Genomic DNA, 24405 nt, shown 5'->3' on the forward strand with positions numbered 1-24405 from the left:
GGACCGGGCCCGCGTGTGCCCGAGCCGAGGCCGGGTGATCCGGGGGCCGCAGGGGTATCCAGCCTGGACGGCTGCATACCCCTGCGGATTCGCGCTCATGACGCTTGGCGGTGCCGGGCTCGTTGCTCGCCGGATCACCGATCCTGGCCGGCTCTCCATCAAACCCGGGGCTTGACACGATTCGGACCGTCGCTGGTTCTCCACAGGCGGGCGGGGTGGGTAGGGTGCGCATGGGTCGCCTCCATGGGGCGATCAAGGCCCCGGTCAAGCGCTCGCAACGCTGGCCGGGGCCGTTGATCGCTGGACAAATCAGCAAACTGCAGTTGGCCTACGTAAGCAAGAGATTGCGCACGGCTACTAGGCCAAATATGCATCGCGAATCGGACGCCTCGTTTGGCGAGTGAGATCGTCTGCCATGTGGCCAACCGACTAGCGGACGTTGTGCGCGCGTTTCACATGGCGCAGGCCACCGCTGCTGCCTCTGCCCAGCGCGCAGCCGAGGATCGGGAGAAGGTCACCGAGGCCCGGGACAAGCTCGCCGACGCCATTGTGGAGGCGTCCCGAGACGGCATGCGCCAGATCGACATCGTGCGGGTAACCGGTTACACCCGCGAGCGGGTCCGCCAAGTCCTCCGCGCCCACGGCGTCACCCCGGATTAGCCCCGCGCACGGCTGACCACGCCTGACGCGGTTGTACCCGGGTTGTACCTGGCCATATCGAAGATCAGCCCTGGTCAGCGTTTCCGCTGGTCATACGTGGTGCACCTGATCGGAGGTCTTTCGAACCCGGACTATGAAGCGCGGCGGCTACTGGACGCCGCACCATCGTGGGCCGCCAACTAGGCTCCGGACTCCTCGGACTCATCGCCCGCAAGAGCGTCCATGGCGTCAAGGAGTGCATCGGCAGGCTCGGCCGGAAGGAAGCGGTCGCTGAGTGCATCCAGCAGGTCAATCGCGGAACGCAGCATTGAATCGAACGCGGCTTGGTGACCGTCCTCCTCGACCCGGAAGTGCCGGGCAGCCTTCTCGTATGTCGCGCCCTTGACATGGGCGGGCCCGCTGCGAAGCGCTTGCAGATTGCGCAGGAATTCCAGCCGCATGCCTGCGGGGTGAAAGCCCTCGGTCGCGAGGAACTTCTCAAACTTGGCGATCCCTTTGTCGCCATCGGCTACCTCAGTACGTTGCGCTAGCTCGGCTTCGTTGAGTCTCTCGATCAGAACCTTGGCAAGCGCCATAGTCTGGTTGTCAAAGTCGGCCTGATTCCCGTCGCTCGGTATGTGCAACGTCCCCAAATAATGTGCGTCGGCAGCCTTGAGAGGCTTATACAGATTCCAATCGAAAGCTTCTGACCATCGCGTTCGGAACCGCTCATAGCGCAGCTTAAATAGCAGATCGGACGCCTCGGGGTTCAGCCATTGCCCTAGAATGCTGCGGCCGAAGTAGGTGTCGCTCATCTGGCCATCCGGCGGAATGTTGAAGCTGCGCCAGTACATCTGCTCCTTGTGCGGCATGTGCCCGAGGTCGCCGAGGAATACCGTTACATACTGCGCATGGTTGTTGTCGATCCGGACACTCCAGAGTCCGCCGCAAGTGATATGACTGTCTTCCACGGAGTAGCGGCGAGCATCGCCGTAGTACTTACCAAGAACATCTCGCTTGAAGAAGACAGGCGTCAAGAATTGAGGCGCGGAAGGGTTCTTGCCAAAGAAGTTAGCAAGCTTGTCTTCATTGCAAGTAAAGAGGACTTCGTCGCCGTCCTCGTCGAGCCCGATAATGAAGTCTTCGTACTTCCGATTCGTCGTCCAGGGTGTAGCCCTGCGCCGTTTGGGCGTCCCACGGATGACCTTCTTGCCACGGAGACGACCGAAGCTCTTGTACGAGTTGGACATCCAATCTTCGCAAGAATCCACAAAGTAGCGATAGATGCAGTCGTCGGCTCGAGCGCTCTGCTCAATCCGTTCGATGCCGATTTCGGCCAGGCTCCTTGGCGAGTAGCGATCGAATTCGAAGAAGAGCAGCATGCACATGTCTCGCGCGGTCAGGTACTCCTTAACGTAACTGAGCCGCGCCTGCACGCGCTTGCCATCAATGCGCACGACCGGAATATCGTCGCCAGCCTCGTCTATGGCGATCAAGTTTCCCGCCTTCTTGTCCTCGTAGAGGTTGTGGAAGTGGCGAAACTCCTCGGATATCTCAAAGTATGAGTTGTGCATCCCGGCAAACTCGCGACAGTAGACGAACGGCTCAACTGGCTCGTCACCTAGGCGGAGGTACCGATAGGTGTCATCGCCGTATTCTACAAAGGTGACGCCAGTTGAACCTATCCTGAGATCCCAGTCGAGCTCGGCCAAGGAAACCGAGAGGTGGTCAGGAGAGACGAGTGCACAGAACCGCGCGTTCTTCACGCCGGGGCTGTCGTCGATCTCGTATAGAGTAATCCAGGTCTCCGTACCCATGCGCTCTTCGACGTACTCGCGAAGATCTACAAAGGTCAGATATGCCTCGTTGCTGAGCTTGATTTGCACGCTGTCACTCGCCTCATAAAATTGGAGCATCCAAACTCATTATCTCACGGGCAATGCCGCCCGCATAGTGATTAACCAGCCGATGCGCCCTGCCCAGTTCTGGATTGGCTTTGAAGGGGACTTCTTCTGGGTAACGGGTCTTTGGCTAATAGATGTTCCGTCGTCACCCCACGCCAAGCCGACGGCTGCTACGAGCCCAATTGCGATGGCCGCAAGTGGTGAGATTCTAGGTCTTGTGTCGACCGGGAGTTTCAAGACGACTATCTCTTAAATGCTGGCAAGTTTATCGTAATATCAACTGTTGTTCTGTCACTCGGTGGATTGTCGCGCTTGGTTACCGTGCAGAATTGGTCTCCCGCGCCGGTATAGGTCCTACTACCGTATTCGGTGACCAGAAGTACAACACTTCCTTCAGCTAGGTCGGCATACGGGCTTCGCTGTCCGGTTCGGTCTGCGAGCAGCCGGTTGTCTTCGGCGTTGGCTCGGGACGAATCGTCGACAAGCGAGAATCCAACTTCCTTGGCGGCCGTCGAGACCAGATCGGACGCTGTTGCTCTATTGCCCGGCACTTCGTAGATCGCATGATAGTTCGGCGCGTCATTGTCTGACCCTCTGCCCGCGTCGCCCCGACTGCACATCTTCACGCCCCCCGCCTTCACCAGCGCCTCTTCCAACGGCTTCGCCACTTCCTCAGCGTAATTGGCTGTGGATTTAGTGTTGAGTGCGCCGTATAACGCAACAACACCCCATACCAGACCGACGACGGCTATAAGACCGATTGCGACAGCCGCCAGTGGTGGGAGCTTACGTTTCGGGGCAGATGATTTTGTGTTTGAGGTTTTCAAGTGTGTATTCCTATTAAGTTGCCTTCCATTATATGGATAGCTCGCCACTATTGCAATGTGGCCAGAACTGACCCCTGCCGCCAGAGGCCGCGCATCGCGGCGCTCTTGCAATTGCAGGGAACTAATGTTATTCCTCAGTTCATGCCCTTCGATAAAGCGACCTGCGCTTGAGGGTAGAACATTCCCATCTCTCCAGTAAGAAAGCTGGTGATGCGCCGTGCGCGTAAACCGAAGATCCAGGTGGCAAGCAGCCGCGCTCAGCGCCGCAACGCTTGTCAGCACAAGCCTGCTGGCCGTCGTACCGGCAAGCCCGGCCTACGCTGACCCTGGCTGCCAGCAGGGCGGGGTGTATGTGCTCTGGGCGAGAGGCTCGGGCCAGACGCTTGGTGATGTCGAAGCGGCGCGGTTCAAGGAGCATGTCTACTACGCTCTTGGAACTGGCGGGGTTGGTCCGTATGACTGGGCCGAACTCGGCAATCTGGACAACAACAGGGGTCAGGGCGAGCAGCCTGACGACCCGAACGAATTCCCCGCCGTCCCCGTCCCCTGGTCGCTCGTAACCGGCCAGTATTACGCCAGCGTCACCACTGGTACGAACGAGCTGATCGCTCACCTGAACGACCGGTACGCGGGCGACGGCCCCACTGGTGGTGGTAGCTGTTCCAACGAGACCCTCGTTATGGGCGGCTACTCGCAAGGTGCGCATGCAATTGGCGATGCCCTGGAACGAACTGGCTACGGCTCACTCAGCCAAGCCGCGAGGGACCACATCGGTTACGTCGCTCTTTACGGTGACCCCACGTCAAATCGGCTGTCGAGTCCGTGCCCGCTTTCAATGAGAGCGAACGCGCCCTGCGGCCAGGGAAACAATGCTGGCGCCCTGTACGGGCGGGGTGTTGTCTTTCCGGTTGCCTGGGCGGGGAGCTGGTGCGACCAATTCGACGGTGTTTGCAACCGGGCAAGCCAGTTCGGGTACAACGGGACTCTCGAAGGCAACCACACGTCAGCCTACCGCGACTGGTGGATCTGGCAGTCTGCGGCCGAAATCGCCCATGCCGCGCGTATCAAACGGTGCAGCTTCAACCCCTGCACTTCCAACCAGGTGTACATCACCAGCACCGCCGCCATCAACGGCAAAACAACTATCGGCTTCGGCAACTGGACGGAGCAGGTCGGGCCGGGGAACGCAAACAAGATCGCGGCGGGCGGCTCCAACCAGCTCTTCATCCGGGGCGACGCAGCGGTGTTCGGCCGCAGCGGCATCGGCACTACCTGGATTCAGCAGGTGGGGCCGGGAAACGCAAACGCCATCGCCGTGAGTTCAACAGGCGTCGTGATGTTCATACGGGGCGACGCGGCGATCTTCGCCAAGCAAGGCGTTGGCAGCACCGTCTGGACGGAAGAAGTTGGCCCCGGTAACGCAGCCGCCATCGCAGTCGGCGGTAACACCCAGATGTTCATTCGGGGTGATGGGGCGATCTTTGCCAAGGACACCATCGGCGCAAACGGCTGGACTCAAGAAGTGGGTCCGGGGAACGCCACAAAGATCGCTGTCAGCTCGACCGGCGTACAAATGTTCATTCGTGGCGACGGCGCCGTCTTCGCCAAGCGCGGTATCGGCAATGGCGGTTGGGTTCAGGAAGTTGGACCCGGCAACGCCACAGCGATTGCTGTGGGCGGCGAGACCCAGATGTTCATCCGGGGTGATGGCGCTGTGTTCGCCAAAAACTGGATCGGTGACGGCGGCTGGGTGCAACAGACCAGTCCGGGCAACGCCCAGGCTATCGCCGTCTGCGACGACGGGACGCAGATGTTCCTACGCGGCGACGGAATGGTGTTCGCCAAGCGGGGGATTGCGGCCAACTGGACCGAGGAGACGAGCGCCGGTTCGGCCAACGCCATCGCTTGCGGGTAGACCGCACGCACTCCACAGCGGTAACGCAGTAGTGAGCTAGGCCTGTCACTTCGGATGGGGAGGAATTCTGCTGAATGTAAGCAGCGCCCGCCGAGAGCGACATCTCGGCACCTACCTTGGGGCTTCATATATGTATGGAGGTTCGGGGCAGGTGCTAGGTTGGGTCGACTTCAGTTTCAGGCGATTGTCAGACCCGAAGGCGTCGACGTTAGGGTTAACGTCGCCTTCGCGTTTTGTAGGGTGACGTCGGCCCGCCACAGATTACCGCGTTCACCGCTCCTGCAGCTCGGCAATCGCCCGGCTGATTATCTCCCGCGCTGGCTTGCCCACGACGGCCGACGCCTGCAGGAGCGCGAACGCCCGTGAGTACACCGCGATCTCACGGGGCTGCGTGACCTCCAACCCGGCTGACATGGTCTCGATCTGCACCATCCGCTCGTCGAAGATCCAGAAGCTGCCCTGCGCCAGGCATTTCCGCTCGCCAGCGGCGGGGATGATCCCCAGGCTCACTCGCGGCAGCGACATCACGGCCAGTACACGGTCAAGCTGCCCGAGCATGACGTCTGTGCCGCCGACGCGGGTTCGTAGCGTCTGCTCCTCCAGGACGAACACAAACCGCCGGTCGCCGGTGTACAGCACCTTCTGGCGCTCCATGCGGGCGGCAACGGCTGCTTCGGTGTCGTTGGGCAGGTCGAGGAAGTCCGCCCAGAACTCGAAGATGGCAGCGGCATACTCGGCCGTGTGGAACAGGCCGGGTATGACGGTGTTCTCGTAGCCACGGAAGAGCTTGGTGCGCTCGTACATCGGGACGGACGAGACGTGCGTTTGCTTCAAACCCGCCCGAAGTTGGCGCTGCCACTCGATGTACATCGACTCGATGGCGCGCACCGTCGCCACGAGGTCGGGTATCTGGTCCTCCGCGCCGCAGGCTTGGCACCAGGCGCGCATGTCCGCCTCGCTCGGCGTCTGGGTGCCGTGTTCGAGCTTGCTGATCTTTGTGTAGTGCCAGCGGCAGTGGTCAGCGAGAGCCCGCCCCGTGAGACCGGCATCTTTCCTGATCTCACGGAGGCGGACGCCCAGAGCTTCGCGCGCTTGCTTGACGGGGGCGGTCAACTTACGCGGGCTTGTACTCGTGATGCGGGGTGGCCAGTACCCAGGCGGCCTCGAACGCCGCCCAGCACGAGCGCACCACGTCGGGGTCGGTGGTCATCTCGTGGTCGAGCACCAGGCCGTCACCCGAGAAGTGCGTGAACGCCACCGTTTCCTGATCGAACATCCAGCAGTCATTGCCAGGCAGCAGGAGCGTTGACGCCTTGCGGCGCGGCAACCACCGCACGTCCTCACCTGCCTTCACGAGGTTGAAGGCGTCCAGCCACTCGAACCGGATGTAGTCGGTGACCGGCTCCGACACGATCCGCAGACGCCGGAAGCTCTTACCTGCCGCCACGTTGGCCGCCATCAGGTCAAACCACGGCTGCCACCACACCGCCTCTTCCTCGGGGTCGAGCGGTTCGCCGCGTAGCCAGGTCTGGAACCGGCTCCGTTCGATGTCGGTCGAGTAGATGTCTCGCATTTCGAGGTGCAGCGCTTCCCGCTGGTATGACGTGAAGTAGCCGTCGCGCTGCTCTTCGGAAATCGGTTCCACCTACGCTCCAATGAGTAGTGCCTGCATGGCGGCCTTGGGTACCTCCACGCACGTCTCATAATCCGGGATGGTCATCTGGCCGAGCGCTTCGGTGTCGCCGACGCGCTCGCCCTGGATGATGTAGTTGCCGCTGTCGAGCACATGCACGATGGGCGGCACACGGTTGGTGACGTCGCCCTCCATGCCGTCGAGTGCCAAGAAGCCAAGCAGCCTGGCGGGTACTTCCACCACCGTCTCACTGTCGCTGACATCCAGCCGCGCCAGCACATCGGGGTCGGTGACGATCCACCCCTGCACGATGTAACTGTCCTTGTCACTGGCGTACAGGGTCGGTGAGTTGCTGGGGGTGCTCTCCTTGCCGAGGAACCGTAGCCGCACGATCTTCTCCCTGTCGTCGGGCTTGCGAGAGGTTGCGCCGGACGTACCTACCCTTGATGCCGCCGAGCAACAATGTCAAGAGATGCGAGGCGGATTCATCGAGAGGGGACGTCGCCGGATCTGCCTGGTGCGCGCGGAGTGTTGATCAAGAGCGCGGTGTGCCAAGCCCAAGCAACATGCGGCAACTTCGTTCCGGCCGCGTCAACTGTCGCTCTAGCGTCAGCCAACGTCTTGGCAACGCACACAGGTGTGGTGCGGCGAGTTCCAAGGATGGTGGCACAAATGATCATCGTTTCGGTGGTGGCCGCCTTGGCGGTGGGCTTCTTGGCCGGGCTCCTCGCGTTCAAGGTGCGCACCAGGTGGTGCCCATCCTGCGGGGCGACCACCATCACGCTCGATGAGCGCCGACGACAGATCGAGCACACGGCGCGATGAGCCGGACGCTTAACCGTGACGCTCTGGACGCCTCATGATCCCGCCGGTCAGGGTGCGCGAACTCATCCACCTGCGCCCGCAGGACTACGAAGACGGCACCGCCGGGCTGACGCTGCGTGTCACGGCGGTTCCGGCCGAGCTGGTTGACCCCGAGTGGGTCGAGATCAAGGGCATAAAGATCCTGTTCAACGGCGACCGCGCCGAGGAGATGACTGTGCGCGTGCGCGTGGCAGCCCTGCTCGCCAAGGAGTGGGGTGGCCCGTGAGCCTCGACCACCTGACGGACGAGACGAGCTTCTACCGCGCCGTTCACCATCTGGCCGAGATCGCCTGGGACAAAAACCTCACAGTCGAAGCGTTGCTCTCCTTGGCTGAGGTCGTCGACCCCATCGAGCCGCCGGACACCCCGGCGATGGCCACGGAACCAGGTTCGTGATGGCCGTCTACTTGAGCGCCGCCATCCTCGATGAGCTGGCCGCCGCGCAGACGACCATCAACCAGCACGTCACTGGCTGCGCACGCTGCGGCACCAACAATCTCTGTTACGACCGCATCGAGGCCGAGCGGGTCTTCTTGCGCTACGACCGGTTGCCGCACCGGACACCTGGCCTCACGCGCTCCTGATGGACGGCGAACTAACCAGGGTCACGGTCAACCTCGTCCCGGCTGCCGTCGTCGCCCTCAACTCTGCTTGCGACCGGGCGCGGGAGAGCAAGACCGACGCTATCAACCGCGCCGTGAGCCTCCTCCCGGTCATCTACGAGCTGCTTGAGCGCAGCGACGACAGGTCTCTCGTCGTCATCCAGCCGGACGGCCGGGTTGAGCGGGTCTATCTTCTGTGAGAGGAGCGGGCGTGTACCGACTGTCGTGGCACCCGGAGGACCCTCCGGCTGAACCGCCGCCGGGCTGCCTGGACGCTCAGCGTTGGCGTGCCGCGTGTTGTCTGTACGGCGAAGACCAGCTTGAGGACGCTGCGACAAGAGCGGCCCGGACTGCCGCCGCACAACAGGTCGTCAACGCGCACGTTGTCGACTGCGCCGGTTCCGCGGCGCCATATGGATACTCCTCCGCGACCTAGAGCTACGAACAGACGATCATGATCGGCGGTTCCGCGATCTGCTGATTCGGGAAGGCGATATGGACCAAGCGACCGGAGTAAGAAGACTAGTCATCCGTAAAGGTTTCAATCAGAGGCCCGTACTTTCAGAGAATCAAATACACACTCGGCAGCACCTCCGTGCTTATCACTTCCCGTAACGGCCGCTAAGCCAAGCGTTACCGGAAACTGATCGACTTCAGCGCGCAACGCTTGGATGTCATCCACAAAAAACCTAATTTGGTTACCCTCACCGTAGACTGCCAATTTCGTTGAAGATGAGTAGTGCCAGTTTGACCAGTTCAAGAGCTTCGGTGAAAAGTTGATGAATGGCATGTGGGCGAGGCGATCGGCCGACGGCGCTTCGCTCACAGAGACAGACTCCGACTCATCCCGCTCGACCCGAAGAAACTCCGGGCGGTAAACCGGCTTGCGAGTAAGCTCATAAGGCCTAACGTAATATTGATTTTGTTCTTTCCTCACGCGCAGCAGGAATTCCCCGCTTTCGGTTATAACTTGCAAACCACAGAGGGTAGGCGCATCGGCAGTACCACTGCGAAAGGTAGTCTCAACGTAGTACTCGCCCGCCGCTATCTCCCCAGCCTGGTAGCTGATCACCCCCCGACGTGTCGTGAAGGCTTTGAGATGCAACGATTCCTCCAAGACGCTACAAGAAACAGACATGGAGGGGTGATCGGAAACAGGATCACTGACCTCAGGACAATTAGTTTCAATGAAACCATTGAAAACTGGATTCCACGTCGAGGCACGTAACGTGATGTTGTTCGGAATTTGAGTCCCGAGAGACGACACTAGAGGATCATCAATGATGTAATCGACCCTAGCCTGATCAGATAAGTGGTTCACATATGCAGAGAAGTTCGTAAGCAGAAGAATCGCTGTTGCTACTCCGGTCCAACCGGCAAAATGGAGCCCTTCCTTCGCAGATTGCAGACTTCTAATGACGGCTATGGCCCAAAACCCAAGAGCAAGAAGAGACATAACCACAAGTGACATGATGAACTTGGAAGTAACTTCCTGTATCCCGAATACACGTAGCGAAGCGGCTGGCGGAAAGGAAGCCGTCCAAATGAGTAGGACTGGATCGAGGAAGGCAGCTAGCAGGAAGATTATAAAGCGCACTCTTTTGGCCCAGAAGACCAATCCTGATGAGCGCAGAAGGTATCGAAGGCCGTTCAGGCTTACGCCGAACGTTGTCGGTTTGGGCTGCTCCTCGAAGTCAAGGCTAACCTCAACGATCCCTTCGTTTTCGGACTCGATAGCCCATCCGTCGATGTCCGAACCATTATCCGCTACGACCAACGCTTGATTTAGCGCCGCAGGCGAAAAACTCTCTCCTGCCGGCTTGCTCCCTGCGTCTATAGGCCGTACCAGAATAGAGGACTCACCACTTGGCTCCGTGAGCGACAGAGGAATGGACTCTACAGAAAATTCCTCTATGCTCCGAAATAGAGCGTGCAGACAGGGGCCAATATTCTTATCTTTCCCGGCATTTCGTGCCGTTTTGATCGGCTTTCCCCGGGAACGCTGAAACTGGCCAGCGCGCCGCAATCGCTGCTGCATTGGGTCATCTGGATCCTCATATCTCGGACATGGCGGGTCCGCCATTTTTGGATCACGCATGCCGATGGCTTCGGCTCCGCCCAGGACTGCACTCCCTGGCCGATCCTTCCTTCGTTCCAACTCGATCGCGGCAGTAAGAAGTCGTTCCAAATAGTCTGTTGAAGGCGACCCTTCAAGGTCAACGCCCTGCCGTCGGAGCCGACGGGCTACATAGGCTGAGAATCCATGGCAGGAAAACAGGGAATCCCGGCTGACGCCCTTAAGCACAAGATCTCTGAAATCGCCAACGACCGCCGTTTGGTCTGAGTTGATACGGACGGGTTGGTTCACAACCTGACCCCTCTACCTAGTTGACCCTAAAACTACAGCAAGTACGGTGCGGTTAAGATCATTTACAAAATGTCCAGATTGTGTTATTTAAGTAGAAAGGGTAAGATCACAAAGGAGGCGACAGAGACGTGTCTAGTGTTGCAGAAAAAGCGGCACAAGAGTTCATCAGCTACATGAGGTCAACGCAAAGCGGCAACGACTCCCCCCGGTCGCTCGTTAGCCACATTGAAGAGTGGCTGACTGACGGCAATAAGGGATTGTTCCATACTGGCGGCCAGGTAACCGTTTGTCTGCGGACGATAATCCACGTCCTTCATCGAGTGATGGCGGACCCGAACATTCTGGACTATATCGGACCAGATGGAACAAGGGTTCCCCTCCAACTCAGCGGCGTATTTTTCGAATCTGAGGGGCAAGTGGACGAAGGCTGCACCGACCCCGAGGAGTTTGGGGTAACCCTCTTCGAGCTTGGTCTTCAACAGCATTCCTGATCTCCTTGCATCTTGGCCGCCCTGTTCTCCCAGTTCGAGAGCGGGGCGGCCGATCATCCCCTGGGCGTCCTGGCAGCATCTTTGCTGCATCCGGGCGTCCTTTTTCTATCCTTTCATTATCCACGACGCTGACATTCTCATGTCAACCGGCTACGTTTCTCATTGGCTCCCTCAGGCATCGCCTTCTAACGAGGAAATTCCGACGAGAGCGATTTCGTGGTCCACTAGCGAGAGGAATGGCTAATGTCATCATCCATTGCCCGCAGCGATATGAATGCGGCCCACGTAGGAAGGAGTACATATGTCAAGTGAATTGGAGCGCCGCATCCAAGAGCGACTGCCCGGCCTGCCCATGAACTACTCCACCCGCCGCCAACTCCGTCAGGTCTTTACGGAAACCGGCGTGGCGATCATCAAGAACGACGCTGCCGCCAGCGTCACCCGCAACGCCATGAAGAACGCCACTGACCTTGTGGACGAGGCGCGGCGGATGTCCGCAGGCGATCCAGTCAAAGAGATGATCGCTATTCGCCTGGTACAGGACTACGTCGAGCGTACCCAGGCCGCCAACCGCAACATTCTCGGTTGGTAGGCCGGGATGGATAACATCCGCATCTTGCAAGTACTCGCCTATTCCTTCGCGTGGAAGTACATCACCCTCTGGCGTATCAAGCTGGTTGGTGTCTACGTCGACTTGGGAGGGGTGGATAGGCATGACCGCTGACTTCAAGGGGAGTTTCAGAGAAAGCATCGACACATTGGCCGCCAGTAAGATGTCTCTTAACCCGCGGGCACTTCTCTACCAGGCAAACTTCGCCCGTCACCTGGCGAGTATTAGAGGCCGTAAGGGATTTCGCCTACTGCCGCTGCGCTGGGATGACCGGCTTGAAGTGGCGGCAGCGTTCCATGCCGTCGATATGCACGAGCGCAACTTTTTTGCTCACCAGTCGCCCGAGGGCGATGGTCCCGGTGATCGGGCACGGGCAGTGGGCTATGTGCAGGGCTGGATAGCCGAGAACAACGCCAGGGGCGCCGACCGGGCAGGCGAAGTACACGACGCCTGGGTCAACAGCCCAGAACACTATGCCAACATTATCGACCCGAAGTACAAAGTCTTTGCCGCCGCTAGATCCGGCATCTACTGGGTTGAGATGTTCGGTAGCGAAGTCATGGCTAAAGAAGCAACGTGGACGCTGCCATGAAGCGCGTCCACGCCTGGCTCATAGCTGCCCAAATCTCCGCAGATTGAGGAGTGAACCCTATGGCAAGAAGGAATATCCGCGTAAGCGACCTCACCGGCGAACCCATCAAGAAGCGACACGACATTGTGACCGTCGTAGTTCACCGTCACCCAAGTCTCCAGGAAGGCGCGGTCATCATGGAAGCCGCGTTGGATGAGCTGGTGGGCATCGACAGCGAGCAGCTCGCCGTCATCGAGCTGTGGTTTGCGAACGGCCAGGAGGTCATGCTTAACATCAAGGCCGACGCCTTCAACAGCCTGGCGACCACGTCGCCGATGGCCGAGCTGCTGGCCAAAGCTCAGAAGCGCAAGCGGTGGTATATCGCGCTTGAGCGGAAAGCTCATCGCGCCCTGAGCCGAAAAGACGTAATCGGCCTGCCCCGGTCGACATGATGCTTCGGGGCGGGATCGAATGAAATACGAACGCGTGAGTACTTGGCGTTCCAAGGTTGTCGGTTCGATTGTAATTCTCCTTGGGGTTGCCGTCGCATCCCGCGCGGCGTGGGAGCTGCTGCGCCCGCTCTTGCCTGTCATTCTCGTGCTGCTGTGCCTCATCTTCATCTACTGGCTGGTAATCGCTCGGCGTCGGTAGCTCGCCGAAGACGGCCCGTGCTGTTTCAGTGTCAGTACTCAAATTCAGGAAAGGAGCTGTCGGTATCTCTATGCCTCGTAAGGGCAGGAAGCGAATCGTCGGAAAGCGGGAGGACATCGCGCGGCGACTGCGGGAAGAGTCGTTGTCGGAGTTGAAGGATGCACTCCGTGATGGAGGGCATGACGAGTCGGACGACACGCATGCTATCGGAGACTCGACCGACGAAATGGAGGTACGCCAGGCATGAATAGCGTCGTGACGGCTGTGCCCGAGCGCCCCCGCGATTGGTGGGTTACTTTGGGCATGGCCGTCTCGGCTACGTCGGCGGCGGCCAGTAGCTTCTCGGGTCTCATGTCCTTGGCTGAGGTGGCTGGTTGGACACAGTTCATGGCACCGCTGCTGCCGCTGACGGTGGATGCCTATGCGATGACAGCCACACGGGTGTGGCTGTCAGGTACCGCAACCTCCGCGAGGGCACAGCAATTCGCCAGAAGCAACGCCATCGGGGCAATTCTGTTATCGCTTGCCGGTAACGCGACATGGCACCTTGTTAAGGCCGACCTTCTGGACGTGGGCTGGGTCATCGTCCTCGGCGTGGGTTCTGTGCCGCCGGTAGTACTCGGGCTGATCTCGCATCTTGCGGTTCTGCGTCGCCAGGTGGATACACCGGACCGACCGCAAGGACCGAGTACGGCGGTTCGTACCGAGTACGGTCCCCGGTACGACGACGAGGCCGCCTTGCTGGAGGCGGCGCGGGCAGCGAACGCGGCGCACCTCGCCGCACACGGCAAGCCCATCACCCGTGACGCGTTGAGAAAAACCCTGAGGGTCAGCGGCCAGCGCGCGACTGACGTACTCCGGGTGTTGCGGAAGGCCGATCCAGCCTGACAAACGGCTGTGGCTCCCCTTCGGTCACGGCTTGCCGATCGGTGTTGTAGAAATGACATTTTTCGTTGACTGGAATAGCAAAAATACCGCATATCTAGATGCGGACGGAAAGTCCTTGGGCTGTCCGGGCAGTGCAAGTCGTCGCAGACATATTGCTGCCCGAACAGCTTGGTGAGCCGGTTGAGGGCTCGGGGAAAAGTTAATCACAATTGTCCTACGCATGCAATGTGTAGCTCTATTTGTGATGCCCTGAGCCACAGCTTGGTCCAATCCGTCCTCTAACGACAGGAGGAGATTTTCGTGAATGAAAGCAAAAATGACAACAACGCGCCATTGCGCGTAACCGGAGAGGAGCGGAAACATCCCGCGATCCGCCAACTGGCGCGGGCTTGCATTGAGTTGGCGCGTCAGCGGATAGCACGCGGGTCGGACGCCAACGCTCCAGCAGCGGGCACGTCTGAAGGCGGCCCGGCAGAGACGGAGGCGCGGCGTGGCTGACCTTCGCTGGTTCGACCTGAGCCTTCCCCGTGACATGGAGCTGACCAGTGTGGTCGCTGTGCTACGTCCGTTGGCGACTCGGCCGCGCGTCGGGCTAACGGCCACGACGCCGCTGGTCGTGCTTGAGGCATGGGGAACGGGCGGCCATGTCTGCTGGCGGCTTGGGCTGGACGGCCGCATCGCGCGCAGCCTGCCGGGTCAGATCATGGCGCATCTTCCCCGCCTCGGCGTTGAGCCGATGACAACGCCACGGCCCACCGTGACGGTCGCCGCCGACCTGCGCATGTACGGGATGACGAGGCCGCTGCGGACGGACACCGCCGACGCGGTGTCAGCGGGGCTGCTGGCCGCCCTCGGACAGCTCGGCGTGAACGAGGCCGGTGTCGTGCAGTGGCTCATCGGGCCAAGCCGCCAGCGGCAGTCCCCGCCTGCGAGCTTCGATCTGGGCGAAGCGCTCGGACTCCGCCAGGAGCGGCAGCCGGACGCCACGGCCACTCGGGAGTGGCGGGACAAGACGGCCGAGGCGCTGTTCGCCTGTCGCGGCCGGATCGGCGGAAGCGGAGCACCGGCCAGGGCGCTTGCCATCGTCCGCCGTCTGGCTGACGCGCTCAAAATCGCCAACACGCCGCACACCGGGCTGCGGCTCGGTGCCGCGACGAAGGGGCGCGCTGCGAAGCTCACCGCTCCCACGGTGCCGCTTACCTGGTCCTGCCTGCTGAACACCTCCGAGTTAGCCGCGCTTGTCGGCTGGCCGATCACCAAGGCTGTGGGCGACGAACTGCCCCTTGTCGGCGGGCACATCAACCCGGCGCCCAAATCGCTGCTGGTGGCCGAGGACGACGCGCCGGACGGAGAGCGGGTAATCGGCGAGAGCTTGCACGCCGGTCAACGCGGCCAGTTGGTGACCATGCCAGTCAAAACGAGTCTGCATCACGTCCAGGTCGTCGGTCCGACCGGCTCAGGCAAGTCAACGTTGTTGGCCTCAATGATCCTCGCGGACATCGCCGCTGGCCGCTCCACGCTGGTGGTCGAGCCGCGCGGCGACCTGATCAACGATGTTCTCGCCCGGCTGCCGAAAGACCGCCGAGACCGCGTGGTGGTCATCGACCCGGCCAGCAGCGAGCGCGTCGTAGGCGTGAACGTCCTGGCTGGTGAGCGCACCCATGCTGAGCGTCGTGCCGACGAGATAGTGCACCTGCTGAGCGAACTACACGGCGGCAACCTTGGCCCGCGCAGTACCGATGTGCTGATGCACGCGCTGGTCACCGCCGCGCGTCTGCCGGACGGGACATTGTGCGACGTGCCGGTGCTCCTGACCAGTCCGGCGTTTCGGCGTATGGCGCTCGCTGCGGTCAGTGACCCGATGGTGCTCGGGCCGTGGTGGGCGGGCTTCGAGGCGTTGTCGGAGCCAGAGCGTGGCAGGTACGTCGCCCCGCTGATGAACAAGCTGCGCCCAATCACCGGCCGGGATAGCTTGCGCCGGATGCTCGGCCAGGCCGCCCCGCGCTTCGACGTGGACGAACTGTTCACCACGCCGGGGACGGTGGTGTTGGCAAACCTCAACCGCGGCCTGCTAGGAACACCGACCGCGAACCTGTTGGGTGCCCTCGTGCTCAGCCAAGCATGGGCAGCGATCCAGCGCCGCGCCGCACTACCGCCAAGGAGGCGCCAAGCAGTATCCATCGTAGTCGATGAATTTCAGGATTTCCTGCGGCTGCCTGGCGGCGTGGACTTCGGCGACGCACTCGCACAGTCGCGCGGGTTGGGCGTTTCCTGGACGCTTGCGCATCAGCATCTCGACCAACTCAGCTCCAGCCAGCAAGCCGGGGTCGTGGCCAACGCGCGTTCCCGCGTCGTGTTTCGCCCGTCACCCGGCGACGCCAAACCGCTCGCTGCGGCGTTCGGCGGCGGGCTCGCCGGTAACGATCTGCTGAGGCTGCGCGCGTTCGAAGCGTGTGTGCAACTCCACCTTGATAGCCAGCCATCCCGTCCGTTCTCCGTGCGCACCCGGCCCCTGCCGCCGTGGACAGGTGATCCGGCTGCTCTGCGCAAGGCCAGCGTTGATCGCTACGGCGTAGACGGAACCGAGCTGGACAAGGCCATGACCGAGCGATGGCACAACAACCAGAGTCCCGGCAGACCTGTCGGCGTGAAGAGGAGGGCGACGAAATGAACGCGAACACCCCTGCCGGTCGCCCTACCGATCCCGTCAACTCGTCATCACCCCTGACATGCGCAGATGGCTCGTTGCCCACAACGACTGTCGAGCCGTTACCGGCTCGACCCAGCGCCGACCGAACCCAGGCGCTACGTGACCGGCTCAGCGACCGTGACGTTGCCGTGCTCCGATCTTTGGCGACGCTGCGATTGCTAACCGGCGGCCAGGCGCGACGACTGCACGTCGCCGATGGGTCAGCCGCAACCCAAAGCCGGAGGGCGCGCGCCCTCCTCCAACGTCTCGCGGACCTCAAGCTCGTCGTCCGTCTCGGCCGCCGCGTCGGTGGCGTGCGAGCCGGGAGTGCGGGCTACGTCTATGGCTTGTCTGGCCACGGGCAAGCGGTCCTGGCTGTCGAAGGTCCGATGGGTGGCCGACGCCGGCGCGTCTGGGAGACAAGCCCCAGTTTTCAAGATCACGTCCTTGGCGTGGCGGAGGTGTACGTGCGCCTGGTGGAGGCCGAGCGCACGGGAAGTCTGGAGATGCTCGACTTCCAGGCCGAACCTCCGGCGTGGCGGACGTTCCCCGGCGCGAATGGACCTGCCGTACTCAAGCCCGACGCCTTCGTGCGTCTCGGCGTGGACGACCTGGAGCACAGCGCGTTCCTGGAGATCGACCGGAGTACGGAGAGCGTACCGACCATCGTCCGCAAGTGCCGTACATACGTCGCCTACTGGCAAAGCGGCATCGAACAAGCCGAACACGAGGTATTCCCTCGCGTGCTGTGGCTGGCGGCCGACGCCCGTGGTGCTCAGCGCATCACCCAAGCGCTCACCCAGATGCCACGCGATGCCCAGCACCTGTTCCAGGTGACGTTCCTGGAGAGCGCTGTACCAGTCCTTACCGCCACGGCCAGGGGAGGCCGTATGGTGTGAGCGCGCCCCCGAAGGCCCGGCTTCCCCTCGGGCAAATTCTTATCGGGGACGTGCGCACGCGGCTCGCGGAACTGCCCAGCGGCAGCATCGACACCGCGATCACCAGCCCGCCGTACTACCGCTTGCGCGACTACGGCCATCCAGGACAACTTGGCCTGGAGCCGGACGTTGACGGCTGGACGTCCAACCTGGTCGAGGTCTGCCGCCACGTGGCCCGAGTGCTCAAGCCGGGCGGGTCGCTGTGGCTGAACGTCGGCGACTCCTATTCCAGCCACGACCGCCAGGGCGCACCGAAGAAGAGCTTGCTACTCGGGCCTCAGCGGTTGGCAGTCGCCCTGATGAAGGACGGCTGGTTGGTCCGTAACCAGGTGATTTGGGCGAAGACCAACCCAATGCCGTCCAGCGTGGCCGACCGGCTGAGCTGCACCTACGAAGTGATGTTCCTACTCGTCCGATCTCCGCAATACTACTTCGACCTGGACCTGATACGGCAGCCGCTCGTCACGTCCGCGAAGAAACGCCGCAACACGAACAGCTACCGCTACCTGCCCGACGAGGCCATGCCGCCGGACATCGGCTTCGACGACGACCGCGGCCTTAACCACCTCAAGGCTGAGGGGCGCGCCGGGCACCCCCTCGGCAAGAATCCCGGCGATGTCTGGCAGTTGCCAACGGCTGGCTACCGTGGCGCGCACTTCGCCACCTTCCCGCTCCGGCTGGCAGAACAACCCCTACTGGCCACCTGTCCCGAACGGGTCTGCGCCGCTTGTGGCGAGCCGTGGCGGCGGGAACCAGTCGACCGCGACAGGGAGAAGCCGCACCTCGGCCAACTGCGGCCGGGCTGCGATTGCCGGGCTGGCAGTACACCGGGCGTCGTGCTCGACCCGTTCATGGGCGCGGGAACGGTCGCCCTCGCCGCTGAGACGCACGGCCGGGAATGGATCGGCACCGAGCTGAACCCGACGTTCGCGGCGCTGGCACGACGTCGGCTTGCGGACTGGCGGGAGCGACAGCGCCGGTGACGGCATCCACGGCACTCGTCGGTGCCATGCGGCTGTTCGTCGTCACCCCTGAGCGAGGGTGGCCAGCCGCACCACACCGAGGAGGGAAAGCCGTTATGACGGAACCCGGAAATGGCAAGGCGGGCGTGAAGACGCTCGGCATCAAGTTGCCGGACGAGCTGCATGCGCAGTTCGCCCTGGTGGCCCAGCTCGACGGACTCAGCCTGACCGATGCGATGCGCCGGGCGGTGGAGCTGTACGTCGAGACGAAGCAGAACGAGCCGGACTTCGCGGCGCGGGCACAAGCCGCGCTCGAGGAGATCGAGCGCGAAGCTGCCAACCGACGCGGTGCGATCCAAGCGCTGTTTGGCGGGCAGACCGGCTCGGCAACAGAGGCGAAGGCTTCGAGCCGACGCCGCAGCGGTGACGCCAGCGCCTGAGGCGCCAGGCTCGCCGCAACGGGACGGAGGGTAGGCACACCGCCGCCCTCCGTCCCGCCAACCCCAAGCCGAACGCTGCAAATACCACAACCCAAAAGATGATCAATACCTGAGAAAATATAGGAGGATATGAATGTAATGGAAAGATCAACATGGCTTCCGACGGGAACGCCCGGGACATACCCTGCGTCGTCCCAGGACGCGCGTGGGCGCGACGGGACGACGATTCCGGAGGAAGACATGCGCGACGCGCCGACGTACACCGATGCCGACCAGGGCACGGATCAAGACCTGGACGGGCGTGCGGCTACGACAGTTGAACGCGCCGCCCGGCACGAGCGCAACCGCCCTGACCGCACGGGACTCATCGGCCAACTCAACGACCGCACCAGCGGCGTGGGCGGGATGGTCGACTATCTGCGCGGCAAGACCAGCGACCGGAACGAGCAGCCCGCCGGACACATCCCGCGCGTCGTCATCTACCTGCGGGTGAGCACCGAAGAACAGGCCAAGATGGGCGGCGAAGCCGAGGGCTACTCCATCCCTTACCAGCGCGAAGCCTGCTTGGGGAAGGTGCGCGTTCTAGGCGGCATCCTGGTGTGCGAGTACCTCGATGCCGGAGAGAGCGCGAAGTCCGCACACCGGCCGCAACTACAGGCGATGCTGCGGGAGCTGAAGGCCAAGCGCATCGACTACGTGCTCGTACACAAGATCGACAGGTTGGCGCGCAACCGCGCCGATGACGTCGAGATCAACGCCGCGATTGCCCGCTCGGGCGCCAAGCTCATCTCGGTCGCTGAGCCGGTTGACGAGACCCCTGCGGGCAAGCTGCTCTACAACATGATGGCCGACGTCGCCCAATACCACTCCGACAACCTGGCGGCCGAAGTGCTCAAGGGCATGGACACCAAGGCCAAGCGCGGCGGCACACCCTACCGGGCACCGCTCGGCTACCTCAACAAAAAGGAATTCATCGGCAACGCCCGCAACAGCTACGTCGTCGTGGACGACGAACGGGCTCCGCTCATCCGCTGGGCGTTCGAGCAGTACGCCCTTGGCGACTGGGCGATCCGGCAACTGGTCGATGCCCTGAACGCCCAAGGGTTGCGCAGCCGAGCCAGCCGCAAGCTGACAGCCAAGCCACTGACGATCTCGGGCGTGCATCACATGTTGCGCAACCCCTACTACATGGGTGTGGTGCCCTACCGAGGCGTCTACCACGAAGGGACGCACGAGCCGCTGGTGTCCGCCGAGCTGTGGCTACGGGTCCAAGACGTACTCACGGCGCATCACCTGGCGGGAGAGAAGGAGCGCAAGCACCCGCACTACCTGAAGGGCTCCATCTTCTGCGGCGAGTGCGGCGCGCGGCTCATCTACACGCGGAACAAGGGCAACGGTGGCGAGTACGAGTACTACACCTGCCTCTCGCGCCGGACAGGGCGGCGGCCGTGTACCCGCAAGCCGATGCGACTGGAAAAGATCGAAGACAGCGTGGCCCGCTTCTACACCGCGTTCCGGCTGGGCCCGGAGCGAGCCGAACTGATCCGTAATGGCGTCCTGGACGAGCTGACCGCCGACCGCGAGAAGGCTGCCCGCGACACCGACCGCGCCAAGAAGCGCATTGCCCGGCTGCAAGGCGAGCGGCAGAAGCTGCTGACCGCCCACTACGCCGGAGCCGTGCCGCTGGACATGCTGAAGACCGAGATGGACCGGCTCACAGGCGAGATGGCCGACGCCGAGAACGCCGCCAAGGCTGCCACCCGAGCGGTTGCAGACCTGGAAGGCACGCTCAACGCGGCGCTCGTCATCGCCAAGGAGTGCGAACGGCAGTACGCCGATGCGCCGCCGCGCGAGCGAAGGATGATCAACCAAGGGCTGTTCAAAGCGCTGTACCTCTCTCCAGACGGAGAGGTAGAGCGCTTCGAAATGACCGAGCCGTTTGCCACACTGCTCGACCGCAACCTTCTGGCCGACCTCGCCAAGGAGCGGGCGGGGCGGCGGCCCGCCTTCGTCCTGGCTGACGTGCCGGAAGCCGTACACGAAGAAGCCGAGGGCCGCTCACGGCCCTCGGCTGTCTTCATCAATAGTTTCGTATGTCCGTCGAAAACGGACAAGCCGGACGGCGGTGCCGTCCGGCTTGGTTTGCACATGATCACTCTGGTGCGCCCGGCAGGATTCGAACCTGCGGCCTTGGGATTAGAAGTCCCCTGCTCTATCCGCTGAGCTACGGGCGCAACGTGGTATCGCGCGAGAAGGGTACCGCCGTCCGCGCCTGGCCCGCCGAAACGGGTGGTCGGGAGGGTCGGACTCGCGGCCGGATCCACGCACCGGGCTACCCGCGACGGCCGGGCCGTTGCCGGGGCCGCCGGGGTTGCTCAGGCGTCCGCGTCCGCGTGCGGCGTGGCGTCCGCCGCCGGCCCGGAGCCGTTCTCCGCCGAGCGTCGGGGACCGGGCGGGGTCGGGTGGGGGGTGGTCGGCCCGGGTTCGAGGAACGCCTCGGCCCATCGGCCGACCTCGTCGAAGACCCTTTCGCGTACGGCGGGGCCGGAGAGGGTCAGGTCGTGCAGGCCACCGTCGAAGCGGGCCATGGTGACGTGTTGGCCGAGGCGGGGTGCCCAGCGGACCATGTGTTCCACGTCGAGCACGGCGTCGGCGAGGCTCGCCGCGTCCTGCCACTTGGTCCCCCGGAACGAGCGGGTGGAGCAGGCGAGCAGCACCGGCACCGGGATGTCCAGCCCGGCGCGTAGCCGCCGTTGGCCGGTGCGGACGGCGTCCAGCCAGCCGGCCCGGACCGGGAAGCCGGCGAGCGGTTTCCAGGCCAGGTCGTACGTCCACTCGCCGCGGTGGTCGGCGTGAAGGCTCTCGCCGTACACGGTGCCGAGCCCGAACGGCAGGATGCGGTGCGGCGCCCTGCGGCCCACGCGCGCGACGGCGGCCGCGAGGGGTCGGCGCACGAACCAGGGTGCGTTGAGGTCGAAGAAGGGGCTGTTGAGGAACAGGCCGTCGACCAGACCGCTGTCGCGGCGGGCGTGCGCCCAGAGCGAGATGATCAGGCCGCCGGTCGAGTGGCCCATGGCCAGCAGGGTGTCGTGCCCGTCCTCGGTGCGGACGATCTGGGCGGCGGCGTCCAGTTCGGGGAAGTAGTCGCCGAGGTCGCGGCAGAAGTTGGCGGTCTGGTGCGGCAGCAGGCTGCGGCCGTACTTGCGCAGGTCCAGCGCGTAGAAGTCCCAGCCGCGGGTGACGAAGAAGTCGGCGACGTGGGTCTGGAAGAAGTAGTCGACGAAGCCGTGCACGTAGAGCACGGCACGCCCGGTCGGGCGCTCGGCGCGGCGCCGGATCAGGGTGGCCACCACCGGCCCCTCGTCGTCGCGGCCCAGGTCGATGGTGTGCCGCTCGTACGGCGGGCCCAGCAGGTCGGGTTCCACCTCGTTGACGGTACGCCGGCAGGCTACCGGGCGGTAGCCCGCCCGCACCCGGCGGGCGGGCTACCGGTCGTCAGTCGCCCTCGGCCTCGCGGCCGGACGGCTCGTGCGAGGTCGTGGCCCGGTCCCGACCGGGGCCGTACGGCGAGACCTGATCGGCCGGCACCGAGCGGTGCTCCCGCCGGGCAGCCGAACCGCCGCCCGGGGTCGGGCCGTCGCTGTCCTGGACCAGCCGGGTTTCGCCGCTGCGGCGCATCTCCGGTTGCTGCACGTTGGGCATGCCGTTCACCTCTCCACGGTCGGCGTCGCCGGCCAGGCCACCAGCCGGCGGCGCGATCAGCTTTCGTCGGTCGTCCCGGCGCCGGCCAGTTCGTCGGCGGGCTCGTCGCCCGGCGTGGCCTCTCCGGGCGGGGTGTTCACCCGCAGGTGCTTGTTGTTGCGCGGCTCCTGCCGGGTCTTCGCGTCGTTGAGCCGGCGGCGCAGGTCGTCGCGGGCGTCGTTGAGCGCGGCGTGCAGGTCCTCCTCGGTCGAGGTGGTGACGATCTTCTGCCGGCCGGCGATCCAGCACTCCAGCGTGACCTTCTGGCCCTTGGCCTCCCGGTCCTTGACCGACAGCTCCAGTTCGGTGGCGTCCGCGTGGAAGGTGGCCAGGCGGGCGTCGAGGGTGGCGAACTGCGCGACGATCCACTCCCGGTCGGCCTGTGCGAAGCCGGCGCCGAGCCGGAGGCACTCTGCCACGATGGCCGGATTCGGGCTCATCGCCGCACCTGACCGGGGACGCGGATGGAACGGGTGATGGTCATCTTCATGATCGCTGACCTTTCGTTCGACGTCGTGCACAGGTGCGGTTGAGGAGATCCCTACCCAGGCCGGCCCCGTCCGGAACGTGACCGATTCCGCCTCTTCTTGATCATGGCGGTTCGTCGAGCCGGTGGGTCAGGGTCGACTGTCCTATCACATCGGGACCTTGATCAGGTGTTCGTCCACAGGCCGTCGCGTCGTCCACAGGCGCCGCCTCCGGGGCTGCCCGAACTCGGCGCCGGGCCGCAGGCTCGGTGCGAGCCGGCTCACGAAGACAACTTCCGACCCCGCTGGAGGATTGATGTTCGACACTCATGTCACGATCGTCGGAAACGTGCTTACCGCCCCGGAATGGCGTCGAACCACGCAGAGCAACACCCTGGTGGCCAACTTCAAGGTCGCCTCGACCGCTCGGCGCCTCGACCGCGACAGCGGACGCTGGGTCGACGGCAACAGCCTGCGCGTGCGCGTCAACTGCTGGCGGAAGCTCGCCGAGGGGGTGGCCGCCTCGGTGATGGTCGGCGACCCGGTGGTGGTCTGCGGTCGCCTCTACACCCGCGACTGGACCGACGACGCCGGCAACCACCGCACGCTGTACGAGTTGGAGGCCGTCGCGGTCGGCCACGACCTGTCCCGGGGGCGTGGGCGGTTCCTGCGTAACCGGCCCAGCCTGGCCACCAGCGCGGTCTCCGACGCCGAGGCCGACGACCGGGTGCACGGCGAGCCGACCGAGCCGGTGCCGGTCGACCAGGCGCCCGCCCATCCCGACCACCGCGCGGTCGACGACGACGTCGAGCTGCCCGATCTCGCCCCGTCGCGGGTCGGGTCGCCCGTCGTCGGCAGCTATCGCCCTGGCCCGGGCGACCTGCCCGCCGGAGCCGACCACGTGCCGGCTCCGGCGGACGACGACCTGCTCCCGGCCGACCCGTTCGACGAGTTCACCGAGGCCGACGAGCCGGTTTCCGCCGAACTGGCCCCGGCGCACCCGGAGGCCCCGGCGCACCCGGAGGGGCTCCCGCGCCCGAGGGGCTCCCGCGCCGGAGACGGAGCCCGAGCAGGAGTTGGCGGCACGTCCGGAGGAATCGGGGCGGGCGTCGCGGGGACCGGGCGCGGGCGACGGGGGCGCGGGCGGCTGCCGCAGCCCGCGTGACGGTCCCGATTAGCGGCGCACGACCGTGGTCGCTCGCGGA

General features: G+C 63.5%; 26 protein-coding genes, 1 tRNA gene and 1 pseudogene. 18 read left to right on the forward strand and 10 right to left on the reverse strand.

The genetic code is table 11. The features are described 5' to 3' along the window. The first annotated feature begins 393 nt into the window (after window positions 1-393). Entirely contained in the window at window positions 394-660 is a 267-nt protein-coding gene (locus KIF24_RS05410) for a hypothetical protein (protein ID WP_221083008.1), read from the forward strand. 179 nt (window positions 661-839) lie between these two features. On the opposite strand, the gene KIF24_RS05415 is transcribed toward KIF24_RS05410, so the two are convergent. Together KIF24_RS05415 and KIF24_RS05420 are read right to left on the reverse strand one after the other, a co-directional pair. Then, the gene (locus KIF24_RS05415; protein ID WP_221083009.1) at window positions 840-2555 is read right to left on the reverse strand and encodes a hypothetical protein; all 1716 of its coding nucleotides are present in this window, start codon (window positions 2553-2555) and stop codon (window positions 840-842) included. A gap of 230 nt (window positions 2556-2785) precedes the next feature. Next, window positions 2786-3211 (reverse strand): hypothetical protein, encoded by a 426-nt coding sequence (locus tag KIF24_RS05420; RefSeq protein ID WP_221083010.1) that lies wholly within the window; start codon window positions 3209-3211, stop codon window positions 2786-2788. A gap of 505 nt (window positions 3212-3716) precedes the next feature. On the opposite strand from KIF24_RS05420, the gene KIF24_RS05425 reads away from it, so the two are divergent. Continuing rightward, window positions 3717-5285, forward strand: a complete 1569-nt coding sequence (locus KIF24_RS05425; protein ID WP_221083011.1) for a cutinase family protein — start codon at window positions 3717-3719, stop codon at window positions 5283-5285. A gap of 270 nt (window positions 5286-5555) precedes the next feature. Here the strand turns inward: KIF24_RS05425 and KIF24_RS05430 are convergent, their stop codons facing one another. From KIF24_RS05430 to KIF24_RS05440, 3 genes are read right to left on the reverse strand one after another with little or no spacing between them, the layout of a single operon-like run. Beyond that, window positions 5556-6398: a helix-turn-helix domain-containing protein gene (locus KIF24_RS05430; RefSeq protein WP_230414885.1), complete on the reverse strand. Its 843-nt coding sequence runs from the start codon at window positions 6396-6398 to the stop codon at window positions 5556-5558. Window position 6399: 1 nt separating this feature from the next. Next, a complete protein-coding gene (locus tag KIF24_RS05435; protein WP_221083012.1) occupies window positions 6400-6930 on the reverse strand; it encodes a DUF6879 family protein in 531 nt (176 codons plus the stop codon). Beyond that, window positions 6931-7308: a hypothetical protein gene (locus tag KIF24_RS05440; protein WP_221083204.1), complete on the reverse strand. Its 378-nt coding sequence runs from the start codon at window positions 7306-7308 to the stop codon at window positions 6931-6933. Between the two features lie 282 nt (window positions 7309-7590). Between KIF24_RS05440 and KIF24_RS05445 the strand changes: the two genes are divergently transcribed. From KIF24_RS05445 to KIF24_RS05465, 5 genes are read left to right on the forward strand one after another with little or no spacing between them, the layout of a single operon-like run. Further along, complete coding sequence (locus KIF24_RS05445) at window positions 7591-7743, forward strand: hypothetical protein (RefSeq protein WP_221083205.1); 153 nt, start codon at window positions 7591-7593, stop codon at window positions 7741-7743. Between the two features lie 34 nt (window positions 7744-7777). Beyond that, window positions 7778-8008, forward strand: coding sequence for a hypothetical protein (locus KIF24_RS05450; protein ID WP_221083013.1), 231 nt, complete (start codon window positions 7778-7780; stop codon window positions 8006-8008). After that, window positions 8005-8178 (forward strand): hypothetical protein, encoded by a 174-nt coding sequence (locus KIF24_RS05455; RefSeq protein ID WP_221083014.1) that lies wholly within the window; start codon window positions 8005-8007, stop codon window positions 8176-8178. The genes KIF24_RS05450 and KIF24_RS05455 overlap by 4 nt, the downstream gene beginning before the upstream one ends. Continuing rightward, window positions 8178-8366: a hypothetical protein gene (locus KIF24_RS05460; protein WP_221083015.1), complete on the forward strand. Its 189-nt coding sequence runs from the start codon at window positions 8178-8180 to the stop codon at window positions 8364-8366. Before KIF24_RS05455 ends, KIF24_RS05460 begins: the two co-directional genes overlap by 1 nt. After that, window positions 8366-8584 carry a hypothetical protein gene (locus KIF24_RS05465; RefSeq protein WP_221083016.1) on the forward strand — a complete coding sequence of 73 codons (219 nt, stop codon included), beginning with the start codon at window positions 8366-8368 and terminating at the stop codon, window positions 8582-8584. Before KIF24_RS05460 ends, KIF24_RS05465 begins: the two co-directional genes overlap by 1 nt. 341 nt (window positions 8585-8925) lie before the next feature. Here the strand turns inward: KIF24_RS05465 and KIF24_RS05470 are convergent, their stop codons facing one another. Then, window positions 8926-10752, reverse strand: a complete 1827-nt coding sequence (locus tag KIF24_RS05470) for a hypothetical protein (RefSeq protein ID WP_221083017.1) — start codon at window positions 10750-10752, stop codon at window positions 8926-8928. 128 nt (window positions 10753-10880) lie between these two features. Between KIF24_RS05470 and KIF24_RS05475 the strand changes: the two genes are divergently transcribed. From KIF24_RS05475 to KIF24_RS34935, 10 genes and pseudogenes are all read left to right on the forward strand, one after another. After that, complete coding sequence (locus tag KIF24_RS05475; protein ID WP_221083018.1) at window positions 10881-11243, forward strand: hypothetical protein; 363 nt, start codon at window positions 10881-10883, stop codon at window positions 11241-11243. Between the two features lie 301 nt (window positions 11244-11544). After that, a complete protein-coding gene (locus tag KIF24_RS05480) occupies window positions 11545-11835 on the forward strand; it encodes a hypothetical protein (protein ID WP_221083019.1) in 291 nt (96 codons plus the stop codon). 121 nt (window positions 11836-11956) lie between these two features. Next, window positions 11957-12445, forward strand: a complete 489-nt coding sequence (locus KIF24_RS05485) for a CAP domain-containing protein (RefSeq protein WP_221083020.1) — start codon at window positions 11957-11959, stop codon at window positions 12443-12445. Window positions 12446-12504: 59 nt separating this feature from the next. Then, the gene (locus KIF24_RS05490; protein WP_221083021.1) at window positions 12505-12876 is read left to right on the forward strand and encodes a hypothetical protein; all 372 of its coding nucleotides are present in this window, start codon (window positions 12505-12507) and stop codon (window positions 12874-12876) included. A gap of 442 nt (window positions 12877-13318) precedes the next feature. Beyond that, window positions 13319-13963: a DUF2637 domain-containing protein gene (locus tag KIF24_RS05495; protein WP_221083022.1), complete on the forward strand. Its 645-nt coding sequence runs from the start codon at window positions 13319-13321 to the stop codon at window positions 13961-13963. Between the two features lie 490 nt (window positions 13964-14453). After that, a complete protein-coding gene (locus tag KIF24_RS05500; RefSeq protein WP_221083023.1) occupies window positions 14454-16634 on the forward strand; it encodes a type IV secretory system conjugative DNA transfer family protein in 2181 nt (726 codons plus the stop codon). Further along, window positions 16631-17551 (forward strand): replication-relaxation family protein, encoded by a 921-nt coding sequence (locus KIF24_RS05505; protein ID WP_230414886.1) that lies wholly within the window; start codon window positions 16631-16633, stop codon window positions 17549-17551. Before KIF24_RS05500 ends, KIF24_RS05505 begins: the two co-directional genes overlap by 4 nt. Window positions 17552-17601: 50 nt before the next feature. Next, window positions 17602-18573, forward strand: a complete 972-nt coding sequence (locus KIF24_RS05510) for a DNA-methyltransferase (RefSeq protein WP_221083025.1) — start codon at window positions 17602-17604, stop codon at window positions 18571-18573. Between the two features lie 95 nt (window positions 18574-18668). Further along, entirely contained in the window at window positions 18669-18992 is a 324-nt protein-coding gene (locus KIF24_RS05515; RefSeq protein ID WP_221083026.1) for a hypothetical protein, read from the forward strand. A gap of 513 nt (window positions 18993-19505) precedes the next feature. After that, window positions 19506-20432: pseudogene (locus KIF24_RS34935) on the forward strand (recombinase family protein); the annotation flags it as partial. A 718-nt stretch (window positions 20433-21150) separates the two neighbouring features. On the opposite strand, the gene KIF24_RS05530 reads toward KIF24_RS34935, so the two are convergent. The 4 genes from KIF24_RS05530 to KIF24_RS05545 form a co-directional block, all read right to left on the reverse strand. Then, window positions 21151-21226: transfer RNA gene (locus KIF24_RS05530), tRNA-Arg, on the reverse strand. 141 nt (window positions 21227-21367) lie between these two features. Continuing rightward, window positions 21368-22417, reverse strand: coding sequence for an alpha/beta hydrolase (locus tag KIF24_RS05535; RefSeq protein WP_221083027.1), 1050 nt, complete (start codon window positions 22415-22417; stop codon window positions 21368-21370). Window positions 22418-22487: 70 nt separating this feature from the next. Beyond that, window positions 22488-22694, reverse strand: coding sequence for a hypothetical protein (locus tag KIF24_RS05540; RefSeq protein ID WP_221083028.1), 207 nt, complete (start codon window positions 22692-22694; stop codon window positions 22488-22490). A gap of 56 nt (window positions 22695-22750) precedes the next feature. After that, window positions 22751-23173: an HPF/RaiA family ribosome-associated protein gene (locus KIF24_RS05545; protein ID WP_221083029.1), complete on the reverse strand. Its 423-nt coding sequence runs from the start codon at window positions 23171-23173 to the stop codon at window positions 22751-22753. A 343-nt stretch (window positions 23174-23516) separates the two neighbouring features. Here KIF24_RS05545 and ssb point away from each other — a divergent pair, with 343 nt between their 5' ends. After that, window positions 23517-24365, forward strand: a complete 849-nt coding sequence (ssb, locus tag KIF24_RS05550) for a single-stranded DNA-binding protein (protein WP_221083030.1) — start codon at window positions 23517-23519, stop codon at window positions 24363-24365. Window positions 24366-24405: the final 40 nt, after the last annotated feature.

Origin of the sequence: Micromonospora tarapacensis, from assembly GCF_019697375.1 — a bacterium.
GTDB lineage: Bacteria > Actinomycetota > Actinomycetes > Mycobacteriales > Micromonosporaceae > Micromonospora > Micromonospora tarapacensis.